At 37.7% G+C, this 12910-nt stretch carries 6 protein-coding genes; 4 read left to right on the top strand and 2 right to left on the bottom strand.

What is annotated here, in order from left to right:
* The first annotated feature begins 83 nt into the window (after window positions 1-83).
* The 3 genes from RBB48_RS12720 to RBB48_RS12710 all read left to right on the top strand — a co-directional run bounded on the left by RBB48_RS12720 (window position 84) and on the right by RBB48_RS12710 (window position 3855).
* Window positions 84-1193 carry a serine hydrolase gene (locus RBB48_RS12720; RefSeq protein ID WP_097889894.1) on the top strand — a complete coding sequence of 370 codons (1110 nt, stop codon included), beginning with the start codon at window positions 84-86 and terminating at the stop codon, window positions 1191-1193.
* A 235-nt stretch (window positions 1194-1428) separates the two neighbouring features.
* On the top strand, window positions 1429-2955 hold the full coding sequence (gene argH / locus RBB48_RS12715) for an argininosuccinate lyase (protein ID WP_097889893.1): 1527 nt from the start codon (window positions 1429-1431) through the stop codon (window positions 2953-2955).
* Window positions 2956-3021: 66 nt separating this feature from the next.
* Window positions 3022-3855 carry a GNAT family N-acetyltransferase gene (locus RBB48_RS12710; RefSeq protein WP_046954603.1) on the top strand — a complete coding sequence of 278 codons (834 nt, stop codon included), beginning with the start codon at window positions 3022-3024 and terminating at the stop codon, window positions 3853-3855.
* 35 nt (window positions 3856-3890) lie between these two features.
* Here RBB48_RS12710 and RBB48_RS12705 read toward each other — a convergent pair whose 3' ends face one another.
* On the bottom strand, window positions 3891-4640 hold the full coding sequence (locus RBB48_RS12705; protein ID WP_088064154.1) for a (S)-benzoin forming benzil reductase: 750 nt from the start codon (window positions 4638-4640) through the stop codon (window positions 3891-3893).
* Window positions 4641-4756: 116 nt separating this feature from the next.
* Here RBB48_RS12705 and RBB48_RS12700 point away from each other — a divergent pair, with 116 nt between their 5' ends.
* Window positions 4757-12229: a DUF7507 domain-containing protein gene (locus RBB48_RS12700; protein ID WP_306007729.1), complete on the top strand. Its 7473-nt coding sequence runs from the start codon at window positions 4757-4759 to the stop codon at window positions 12227-12229.
* Window positions 12230-12276: 47 nt separating this feature from the next.
* Here RBB48_RS12700 and RBB48_RS12695 read toward each other — a convergent pair whose 3' ends face one another.
* The gene (locus RBB48_RS12695; RefSeq protein WP_000898179.1) at window positions 12277-12834 is read right to left on the bottom strand and encodes a CatB-related O-acetyltransferase; all 558 of its coding nucleotides are present in this window, start codon (window positions 12832-12834) and stop codon (window positions 12277-12279) included.
* Window positions 12835-12910: the final 76 nt, after the last annotated feature.

The raw sequence follows: 12910 nt of genomic DNA, 5'->3' as shown, positions 1-12910 counted from the left end.
ATGATTACTAAAATAATCATCTCCATTATTTTGTTTGAAAGAGATAGATAGAGAAGAGTTATACAATAGGAGAGGAATTTTACTTGAAAAAAACTATAGTATGCGCAGTGATTGTGGGTATTTTCGTTTTGCTAATATCGGGTAATTTTTTAGTGAAAAAAGTGTGGAGTTCAAATAATGATGATGCACAGTATATCGCATCCTTTATTGAAGAACATAAAGATGAAAAAAATAGTGCCCTTCTCGTGAAGAGAAATGATAAAGTTGTTTATTCTGTAAATCCAAATGTTGTATTGCCAGTTGCTAGTACGATGAAGTTAATTGTGGCGCTTGAATATACGAAACAAGTTACGGAAGGGAAAATTGATCCGTCTAGTTTCGTTTCCATTAATGATATAAATCGTTATTATGTGCCGAATACAGATGGCGGTGCACAAGATAGATGGCAAAGGTATTTGCAAAAGACAGAAAAGATAACAGAAGGGGCAGTTTCTTTAGAAGAAGTGGCAAAAGGAATGGTTAAGTTTAGTTCGAATGCGAATGCTGAATATTTGATGGAAGTGTTAGGATTAGATAATATTAATCGTAATTTACAAAGTTTATCGCTTCCAGCACATCAGCCGCTATTTCCGATTGTTTCATCTTTATACATCCCTGGATATTTGCATAAAGAATTACATGTTCCGAAATATAAAATAGAGAAAAAGTTAAAAGAGATGTCTCAAGAGCAATATCGTGAATATGCGATGATTATACATGAACGCTTAAAGAAGAAGGGGCCATTATTACAGAAGGAAATTCCTCTTTATTTAGAGGAACGTTACGATAAAATTTGGTCAGATCGATTACCAGCAGCTTCTGCAAACGATTATATGGTACTGCTTCAAAAGGCAAATCATAAAGGTGGCCTAACAGAAGCCGAAGAAAAAGTGTGGGCGAATATCGTTGAAACAGATATGAGTGCTAAAAAATATCGTAAAACATTTAGACATGCAGGGCAAAAAAATGGCTATACGCCATGGACAGTTACAAAAGCAGTTTATGCGATGGATAAACGCGGGAATTGTACAGAAATAGTGTTTTTAGCAAATAATTTAAATGAGGACGACAGTGCAGAAATACGGAAACATTTAGCGAACTTACATTTCCAAGTGCTGCAAAGTGATAAGTATGATGCGACTTTTATTAAGTAAACTCGGTGCAGAGAGCACCGAGTTTATTTTTATCCCGCTTTAATGGGCAGTAAGACCCCCACCTCAAAATTCAGCGAAAGCAAAGAAGTTAGGTGGGGGATCAACTGCCCCTAAAAGTCCGATTGGTTCAACTAATAATCAGTGGGGGATGAAGAAAACCCCCACTGATTAAAGTTTCACTTTATGTACAAGCACTTTTTTCCTATCTCTGGGTATGATGGGTAGTAATACTTAGGTGAGAGGGGAAAAGGTGATGAAACAAAGTAAAGAAGAGTTTATAAAGAGTGAAGGCGCTGATTTCCCTGGAAAAACATATGTAGATTGCGTATTACAACATGTATTTCATTTTCAGCGAAATTACTTATTGAAAGATATGTTTCAAGTGCATAAAGCGCATATCACGATGCTGACTGAAGAAAATTTAATGAAAAAGGAAGAAGCTAAAGTTATACTACACGCATTAAAAAAGGTAGAGGGAATTCCAGAAGAGCAATTGCTCTATACAGAGCGGCATGAAGATCTCTTTTTTTTAGTGGAACATTTAATTTCTCAAGAAGCGAAAAGCGATTTTGTAAGTAATATGCATATTGGTAGAAGTAGAAATGATATGGGTGTAACGATGTATCGCATGAGTTTAAGAAGATATGTATTACGATTAATGGAACATCATTTATTATTGCAAGAAAGTATATTACAACTTGCCGATGATCATAAGGAAACGATTATGCCAGCTTATACACATACACAACCAGCACAGCCCACAACATTTGGTCATTATACGTTAGCGATTTATGATACGATGCAAAGAGATTTAGAACGAATGAAACGAACGTACAAACTTTTAAACCAATCTCCAATGGGAGCTGCCGCTCTTTCTACAACAAGTTTCCCAATTAAACGAGAGCGAGTTGCCAATTTACTTGGGTTTACAAATGTAATTGAGAACTCATATGATGCTGTTGCTGGAGCGGATTATTTATTAGAAGTTAGCTCGTTACTTATGGTAATTATGACGAATACGAGTAGATGGATCCATGATTTCTTACTATTAGCGACGAAAGAATATGATGGTATTACTGTCGCAAAGCCATATGTACAAATAAGTAGCATTATGCCGCAAAAGCGAAATCCAGTTTCCATTGAACACGCCCGTGCGATTACGAGTAGTGCTTTAGGAGAAGCATTTACAGTATTTCAAATGATTCATAATACTCCATTTGGTGATATTGTCGATACGGAAGATGACCTGCAGCCGTATTTATATAAAGGGATTGAAAAGACCATTCGTGTTTTTTGTATTATGAATGCAGTTATTCGAACGATGAAAGTAGAAGAAGAAACGTTGAAGAGTCGTTCTTATAAACATGCAATTACGATAACTGATTTCGCAGATGTTTTAACAAAAAACTATAGCATTCCATTTCGGCATGCGCATCATGCAGCGAGTGTTATTGCGAATATGTCATTGGAGCAAAAAAAAGAGCTGCATGAATTACATGTAAAAGATGTAAATATATACTTACAAGAAAAATTTAAAATAAAATTATTAGAAAAAGAGTGGGAAGAAATTGTATCACCAGAAGCTTTTATACAAAAAAGAAATGTATACGGTGGACCGAGTAAAAAAGAAATGGAGCGCATGATTAACAATCGAAAAGAGTCATTTCAAAAAGAAGAAGAGGTATTTGAAAAGGAAAAACAGAGAATTTTACAAGCGGAAAATGATTTAAATACGTTAGTTTCGAATATTATTGAATCGTAAAAGAGGAATTTAATGAATTAATCGCCAATACTTAATGAAACTATAAATAGAGAGAAGAGATTGTCGATGATTCAATTACATGTATATGAAGAGATTCTTACTTTTAAAAAAGAGGTTACACCATTTTTAGAAAAGAATGAGCAGGAAAATAATCTCATATTAGGTGTATTACAAATGGTTCAACAACCGATATTTATGGGAGTAGCAAAACAAAGAGAAGAAATTAAAGTTGTATTTCTTCAAACAGAAGAGAAGAAACAAATCATTGTTGCTACGTCTGAAATGATGGAAGAGGAAATTGTGGAACTTGCAAAAAGATTAGCAGAAGTATATCCAAATGTTCCTGGATTGATTGGTAATAAGAAAATGGTACAGAGATTAGCGGAAGAGATTGCAGTGTTAGAAAATAAGAAAACTACTGTTGCAATGGAGCAAGGTATATATGAATTAAAACAAGTGAAGAAAAAGTGGAACGGAGATGGAGTATTTCGAGAAGTAAGTAGTGATGAGCTACCATTAATAGAACAGTGGATATATCAATTTTGCGAAGATGTGAATTTGCCTACTACGAAAGAAGAAGCGACCCAAACCGCTCATACATTAATTACGAACCGTCGTCTATTTGGTTTAGAAGTAGATGGGAAGCTTGTATCTGTAGCTGCAAAAACGAGACCGACTACAAACAATATAACAGTTAATTTCGTATATACGCCGAAAGAAGAACGGAAAAAAGGATATGCATCTAGTTGTGTCGGTGCACTTAGTCAACGTATGTTAGATGAAGGGTATAAGACGACTACGTTATATACTGATCTAGCGAATCCTACGTCTAATAAAATTTATCAAGAAATTGGTTATGAACAAATTGCGGAGTCTATACTTATATTTTTAGAGAAATAAAATGAAAAGGCACGCTATTAGAGCATGCCTTTTTGTTATTCATCAATTCGAATGACTTCACCTTGCGGGAAATTCTCAGTTTCTAGTAAGTTACGAATTGCTTTCGCAACGTATTCAGGTGACAATAGTTTTCCTTCTTCTTTTAGTGCGATGAAGCGGTCTAAATTTATGAAATCTTCTTTATTTGTTTCACGAATTTGTGCTTGCATACTTGTGTCAACAACACCAGGTGCAAAAGAGACGATTTTTACTGGATATTCTTTTTCTGCTTCTTCGGTTGCTACGCACTGTGTAAACATATTTACACCAGCTTTCGTCGTGCAATAAGCGCCCCATCCGAAATAAGGATTTTTCCCTGCACCAGATGAAATGTTTATAACACGTTTATCTACTTTCCAGTCTTTCGTATGTTTCATGAAAGTGGAGGTAAGGATCATCGGTGCAAGTAAATTAATTTGAACATTCGTAATGAGTAGTTCGCTTTCAGCTTTTTCTATTGGTCTCATTGGTGCGAGTGTACCAGCGTTATTAATTAAATGAATAGATGATACAGTGTCTTCTTGAATGGATGAAATGATTTCGTTAAAGTTCGTTTCTAAATTATGTACATCTTGAAGATCTAAGGAGTGGAAAACACAATTGCTGTTATATTGCTGTGCAAGTTTCGTAAGCTCTTTATTTTCTCTTCTAGAAATAGAGATGATACTCGTGTTTTCTTCTAACAATTGTGCGGCAATTGCCTCACCTAAACCTTGTGAAGTTCCTGTTACGATAACATAGCGCATAGTGTAGTAAGCTCCTCTCGTATGTGCGGAATTTTGTTGGACAAAGTACATTGCATAGTTTGTCTACATTTTATAGTATAGAGCACTTTTTACTATAATTGAAATGAGATGATTGTGTGCCTTTTATAAATCGTTTTACAACAACAGTACCTGGTGCCGTCACGTTCACTGGGAATACGTTAGGGCTTAGCCCTACATCACCTGCACCAGGTAATATTTTTGGTACACTTGCTGTGTTTACGACAGTAAATACAGCGCTACAAGTACCAGGATTCCCGGTAGGGACAACAGATGAATGGCAATTGAATTCTTCAAGTGCAATTTTAAATCTTCCAGCGGGAAGTAGTGTGTTATATGCAGAATTAGTTTGGGCTGGTACTTTCCGGACTGATACGGAAGATGTTTTACCGTTTTTAAATGATAATATTACATTTACAACACCGGCTGGGACTTTTTCTGTTACGCCAGATCCTGCTACTGCGCAGCAAGGTTCAGTAGGGAATCAGTTTTATTATGCGCGCTCTGCCAATGTAACGAATCTTGTTAGTGCGGGTGGGGCAGGCACATATACAACCGGGGCTGTGCCAGCTGCAAGAACTTCATCTGATCCAACTATTAGTCGTTCGGCTGGATGGACGCTTGAGGTTGTGTATCAAAATGCTAGTTTGCCACTTCGGAATTTATCAGTTTATGCAGGTCAAGAAATTATCGATGCTTCATCACCACCAGTGGATGCTACTATTTCAGGATTTGCTACTCCAGCCACAGGAGCTGTAACAGGACGGGTGCTCGTAACTGCTCAAGAAGGTGATTCTAACATTGTTGGAGATCAACTTCGTTTTGGACCGAATGCAAATACTACAGTTGCATTATCCGGCCCGAGAAACCCCGCAAATAATTTTTTTCAGTCACAAATTTGTAACGATATTGGAGAGTTAGATACAACTGGAACGTTTGGAGATTTGAATCAGCCTTTAGGGATAGCTTTAGCCGTCCGAAGACAAGGGTGGGATATTACAAATGTAAATGCCTCTGCATCATTAGTAAATAATCAAACGTCAGCAACGGTTCGATTCGTTACTAATGGAGATGGATATGCTGCAGCTGGTTTTGGGGTTCAAATTGATGCAACGGGGCCAATTATTAATCCTGTTAAATCGGTCAATAGAACAGTTGCAGGAGTTGGAGATATTCTTACCTACACAATTACAGTTCCTAATACAGGTACGGGAAGTGCAGAAAATGTTATATTACAAGATAGTATTCCGAACGGAACGACGTTTGTTACAGGTAGTGTAACGGTAGGTGGAGTAACACAGCCGAATGCGAACCCTGCTAATGGAATTAATTTAGGCACAATCCCAACTAACGCGCAAAGAGTTGTTACATTTCAAGTGCGAATAACATCGTTTCCGAACCCAAATCCTATTCCGAATCGCGCAATGGTGTCATATCAATTCCGTCCTTTCGTCGGTAGTCCACCAATTACAAGTATGTCTTCTTCAAATTCAGTACAAACGACAGTGAATCAAGCAACTATAAGTATGCAAAAATCTGTAGATTTACAGACAGCAACCCTTAATGATGTATTAACATACACAGTTAATGTGACGAATAATGGAAATGTCACTGCAAATAATGTTGTTTTTGTTGATAGTATCCCTGGTGGCACAACATTTGTTCCAAATAGTGTCACGGTAAATGGGGTAGCACGTCCAGGAGCAAATCCAGCAAGTAGTATTAATCTAGGAAGTATTAATGCTTCGCAAACGACGGTAGTGCGTTTTCAAGTTCGAGTAACATCTAATCCGCTTGTAAATCCAATTCCAAATCGTGCGAGTGTAACATTTAACTTTACTCCAGTACCTGGTCAACAACCAATTTCAGGACAGGCGACAAGTAACACTGTATTTACTACAATTAATGTAGCTGATATAAGAACGAGAAAAGCAGTGGATAGAGCTTTTGCGACAGTGAATGACGTTCTTACGTACACTGTTACAATTGAAAATATAGGAAATGTACTTGCGACGAATGTTATTTTTCAAGATCCAATCCCAATTGGAACGACTTTTATAGCAAATAGTGTAACTGTAGATGGGGTTTCACAACCAGGAGCAAATCCTTCGACTGGGTTTGCGGTAGCAAATATTTCTCCAGGTGGAAGTAGGACAGTGCGTTTTCAAGTCCGAGTGACATCTACGCCATTCGGAGGCACGATTGCGAATCGCGGAAATGTATCTGCTAATTTCGTCGTTATTCCGAATCAACCACCAGTGACGATTAATAGACAAACGAATACAGTTGTGACGCAAGTTAATACAGGCGGTTTAAATGTAATAAAAGAAGTGAATACGACACAAGCGGCAGTAGGGGACACTTTAACGTACACGATTGCCGTTCAAAATACAGGAAATGTTCCGTTAACAAACGTGTTTTTCCAAGACACTATTTCTTCAGCGGTTTCTTTCGTTGCAAATTCTGTAACCGTTAATGGAGTATCGCAAAGTGGATTAAATCCGAATACAGGATTCTCTCTTCCTAATATTCCTGCGGCTCAAACAGTTATAGTCACATTTGACGTATTAATTGTACAGGATCCAGAAAATGAAGATATTTTAAATCAAGCAAATGTAACAGCGAGTTTTCAAGTGAATCCGAGTGAACCGCCAGTAACAATCAATGTTTCGAGTAACATTGTGAATACAACAGTACAATCAGGGAACTTTGAAGTTTTGAAAACAGTGAATACGGATGTTGCAACGGTAGGGGATGTTTTAGTATATACAATTGAAGTTATAAATGCAGGTAGTGTAACAGCTACAAATGTGTTTTTTCAAGATTCAATTCCACAAGGGACATTATTTATTGAAAATAGTGTAGTTGTTAATGGTGTTTTACAAGAAGGGGCAGATCCAGAACTTGGATTCTTATTAAATAATTTGCCTACTGGCGCGAGTATAATTGTTACGTTTGAAGTATTAATTGATGAAATTCCTCAAGGAAATAATGTTGTAAATAATGCGAATGTAACTGGAGATTTCCTTGTAAATCCAACAGAGCCACCAATTACTGTAACGGTGCCAAGTAATACTGTTAATACAGTGGTGAATTCTTCAGGGCTAAATGTAATAAAAAGTGTAAGTGCTACTGAAGCAGGTGTAGGAGATACGCTAACGTATACAATTCGTATACAAAATAGTGGAACAGTAGCAGCGACAAATGTATCATTCGTTGATCCAATTCCATCTGGAACAACGTTTGTAGCAAATAGTGTAACGATAAATGGAACGCCTCAACCAGGTTTAAGCCCAACAATTGGATTTCCACTTGCTAACATTCCGGTAGGAGGTATGGTAACAGTTACTTTTCAAGTGACGATTACGAGTGTACCACCAAATAGAGTTCTTCCAAATAATGCGAATGTAACTGCTGATTTCCAAGTAAGTCCTCTCCAGCCACCAGTTACAATTGTAACGATTAGTAACATTGTTGTGACGCGAGTGAATGTAGGATCACTTAATGTAATGAAGAGTGTAAATACACCCCAAGCAGGTATAGGAGATACGCTAACGTATACGATTCGCATTCAAAATACAGGAACTGTTCCTGCAACGAATATTATTTTTCAAGATCCAATTCCGTCTGGTGCTGCGTTTGTAGCAAATAGTGTGACGATAAACGGAGTCGTTCAGCAAGGTGCGGATCCTATGGTAGGTTTCCCAGTACCAAATATTCCGGTCGGGCAAACATCTACGATTACGTTTCAAGTTACAGTGACGAGTGTTCCGAGCGGTGGAAATATAAGAAACCAATCGAACGTTACTGCAAGTTTTCTTATAAATCCAGCAAACCCTCCAATAACGACTGTTACGAATAGTAATTTCGTTGTGACGCAAGTAAACACTGCTCGATTAAATATACAAAAATCTTCATCTGTACAACAAGCTGCACTTGGAGAGACTTACACGTATTCTGTTGTCATTCGAAATAACGGCACAGTAACAGCAACGAATGCTTCCTTTATTGATCCAATTGCTCCAGAAACAACATTTGTAGCAAATAGTGTAACGATAAATGGAACGCCTCAACCTGGATTTGATCCAAATATAGGTTTTCCGCTTCCTAATATCGCAGCTGGAACATCGTTGACTGTAACGTTCCAAGTAACAGTAGTTGCGCCATCCACGCGCGGAGCCGTATTAAACACGGCATCTGCTACAGCCACTTTTTTATTAAATCCTTTACAGCCTCCTGTAACAACGACAAATTCAAGTAATACGACAGTAGTTACGATACCGTTACCTCCTCCTGGTGAAGTAACAGCAACAAAAACAGTTGATGTTGCTGCTGGAGCGGTTGGGGATGTATTAACGTATACTGTGCTAATTTCAAACGTAGGAATTATACCAGTTACAGATGTGTTCTTTCAAGATGTCATACCAGAAGGAACGATATTTGTAGCAAATAGTGTAACGATAGGTGGGGCGCAGCAACTTGGCTTAAATCCAGAAACAGGATTTCCAGTTAGTCCGTTATTAAATGCAGGTGCAAATATTGCTGTGACGTTCCAAGTGACGATTACGGAGATTCCAGATAATGAAGTCATATTAAATGATGCAGATGTTACATTTACTTCACAACCAAATCCGCAGGAACCACCAATTACGGAAACGATATTAACGAATTTAGTCGTTACGACAATTAATATAGCGTCTATATTTCCATTAAAACTAGTCGATAAAGAGGTAGCGACGGTTGGAGAAATATTAACGTATGATGTATTAATCTTTAATTTCGGTACAGTGGCAGCAACGAATGTTAAATTTATAGATACAACTTCCGCCGGTGTAGCATTTGTACCGGGAAGTGTGAGCATAAATGGGGTGCCGGCACCAGGATTAGATCCTTTCATTGGCTTTACAGTTCCAGATATCCCTGTAGATGATTTTGTACTTGTCACATATCAGGAAGTGGTTACGAGCATACCTGAGGGGGGAACGATTGTTAACTTTGTAGACGTTACAGCTACATTTGCTGTAAGTGAAACAGAGCCGCCTATTACAGAAACAACAACAAGTAATACGACATTAACAGAAATTAATGAACCCGGTTTAAATGTTTTAAAATCAGTAAGTCAGCCGGTTGTTGCAGTAGGTGATACAATCACATATACAACAATAGTTCAAAATACAGGTACAGTGGTAGCGACAAATGTTCAATATAGTGATGTATTACCGTCCTCGATCACATTTATACCAGATAGTGTAACGATAGATGGTGTGCTACAACCTGGATTCAATCCTAATAATGGATTCCCGCTTCCAGATATAAGCCCAGGTGAAAGTGTAGAAGTTACGTTCCAAGTAACAGTTGTCAGTGTTCCATCAAACGGAACAATTGCTAATACTGCAAATATTACGGGAAGCTTTATATTAGTACCAGGAGAACCACCAGTTGTAGTAAACCAACCGAGCAATACAACACTTACAACTGTAAATAGAGGACGATTTAATGTTATTAAACAAGTAAATAGGGCTGCTACTCTCGTTGGAGATGTATTAACGTATACAGTTCAAATAACGAATACAGGAACAGTAACAGCTAATGATGTTCAGTTTATTGATACGATTTCAGCAGGAGCGTCATTTGTACCAAGTAGTGTAACGATAAATGGAGCCCCGCAACCAAACTTAAATCCGATTACTGGCTTTGGAGTTGGAGATATACCAGTTGGAGAAACAGTTATCGTGACGTTTCAAGCGACAGTTACAAACATCCCGTCATCAGGAACCATTACGAACGTTGCAAATATAACAGGAAGCTTTACTTTAGTACCAGGAGAGCCGCCGGTTGTAGTAACTGAACCGAGTAATACGACAATAACAAGGGTAAATAGAGGGAGATTTAATGTTATAAAAACCGTAAATAAGCAAGCAACACGATTAGGGGATACGTTAACTTATAGTGTGCAAGTTACAAATACGGGAACGGTATTAGCGACGAATGTTCAGTTTATCGATGTTCCGTCACCTAGTTTAGAATTCATTCCTGGAAGTGTACAAATAAATGGAATTTCGCAAGTAGGTTTAGATCCATTTGTAGGCTTTTCATTACCAGATCTTGCAGTAGGGGACAGTATATTAATTACATTTGAAGTAAATGTAATCGCAATTCCGCCTTCTAGTAGCATTATGAATACAGCGAGAGTAACTGGTGATTTCGAATTGATTCCAGGAGAACCACCGTTTACAATTACGAACTCAAGTAATACGACAGTCACACCAGTAAATCGAGGTAGTTTAGATATGCTGAAAGAAGTAGATCATCCGATTGTTGGAGTGGGAGAAACGGTAACGTATACTGTTCGTATATTAAATACTGGTACGGCTGATGCGATGAATGTTCAATTTATAGACGTGTTATCTCAGGAAGCTGAGTTTGTTCCAAATAGTGTAACGATAAATGGAGTTCCGCAACTAGGGTTAAATCCACAGGCTGGATTTACGATACCAGACATCCCAGTGGGTGAGACGGCACTTGTAACATATGAAGCTACGATTACAAGTTTTCCAGATGGTGGTACAGTAGTGAACCTTGCTGGGGCGTTAGCAGAATATATTTTAGTACCAGGAGAACCGCCAGTTACAGTGATGGATACGAGCAATACAGTTATAGTGACGGTAAATACGGCAATCTTATTTGTTGCAAAAGGAGCGGATTTTGAAGTAGCGATGGTAGGAGATGTTGTCACTTACGGAATTGCTGTTATAAATGATAGTACAGTTCCTGTGACGAATATTGTTTTAACAGATATCATTGATCCGAATACGTTATTTATAAATGGCTCGGTAACGGTAAATGATGTACCTTTTCCATTTGCCAACCCGAATACAGGTATTCCGTTAGGTGATTTTCAGCCAAATGATGCAGCAATTATTAATTTCCAAGTTGTAATAACAGGAGGGCAAATAAATAACTTAGTTACAAATACAGCTACGGCGAGTGGGCTTGCAATTGTGAATCCAAATGAACCGCCTGTAGTAGTTGAAGGCGATAGCAATACAGTTGTTATCCCGTTTATTCCTCAAAATGTCTCAACGACTGTTGTAAAAGTGGCAGACCATCAAACAGCAACAATAGGAGATGTTATTACGTTTACGACAGTTATTACAAATACGGGAGATACAGCGATACAAAATATTCGTTTTCAAGATATGTTAGATAGTAGTGTTCAATTTGTCCTTGGAAGTGTAACGGTTGATAATACGCCAGTGCCAAATGTAAACCCAATATCAGGATTTCTTATAGGAAGTTTAAATCCAGGTGAAGCACGCACAGTCTCGTTCCAAGTAGTAGTTCAGAGCGCGCCAAGTGGTTCAGGAAATTATATAAATCAAGCGAGTATTCGCTTCGAACATCAAGTAGGTACAGTGTTACCGCCTGTTACACAAATAATAGAAAGTAATATTGTGGTCATACCGTTCGTCCCAACGATCGAACAAATTTGTGAAACAAACTTTAATTGCTTAGATAAAATTCCATTTCAATGTTCTCCGTGTAATCATTTGCACGAACATAAGAAATAAAAACAAAAAGAGCATCCTGAAAGAATAGGATGCTCTTTTTGTATTAATCACATAGATTCATTTTCGGGTGAGGTAAAAAACTCGTTGATTTTGTTGGAAAGTAGAAATGGAATGGCTCCTTTTATAACAGAAATATCCCAATCCCACCATGCGAGATTTTCTAGCTTGTCAATCGTTTCTTGCGGGAAACGATATCGAACAAATTTTGCAGGATTACCAGCTACAATTGCATATGGAGGTACGTCTTTTGTAACAACACTCTTTGCCCCAATAATGGCTCCGTTACCAATTGTAACACCAGATAAAATGCAGGATTGATAACCAATCCATACATCGTTGCCGACTACGATGTCACCTTTTGAAGAAGGATGACCAGTAATATGTGCTCCTTCATTAAAAAATGCATTAAATGGGTATGTCGTTATCCAGTCTGCGCGATGTTCACCGCCAAGTATAAAAACGACTTCTTCTCCTAATGAACAAAACTTACCTATTTTTAATTTTGTTTCATCATTCCAAGAAAAAATGGTTGGACCTACTTTACTATAAGTATAATCACCAATATCATATTTATTATATTCAGGTTTTTGATTTAAAAATAACATAACAAATTTAGCATCCTCTCTAAAGCAAGTAATGGATATGGAACATTATATGCAACTTGGAATAAGTCGAACTGTG

Origin of the sequence: Bacillus sp. MMSF_3353, from assembly GCF_030733445.1 — a bacterium.
GTDB lineage: Bacteria > Bacillota > Bacilli > Bacillales > Bacillaceae_G > Bacillus_A > Bacillus_A wiedmannii.
The sequence above is the reverse complement of the archived record's forward strand: the minus strand, read 5'-3'. Positions and strand labels throughout refer to the sequence as shown.

What these genes read in the sequence shown, in the direction of transcription:
- RBB48_RS12710 (WP_046954603.1), top strand. Translation starts at nt 3,022, where the DNA reads ATGATTCAATTACATGTATATGAAGAGATTCTTACTTTTAAAAAAGAG.
- RBB48_RS12705 (WP_088064154.1), bottom strand. Translation starts at nt 4,640, where the DNA reads ATGCGCTATGTTATCGTAACAGGAACTTCACAAGGTTTAGGTGAGGCA.
- RBB48_RS12695 (WP_000898179.1), bottom strand. Translation starts at nt 12,834, where the DNA reads ATGTTATTTTTAAATCAAAAACCTGAATATAATAAATATGATATTGGT.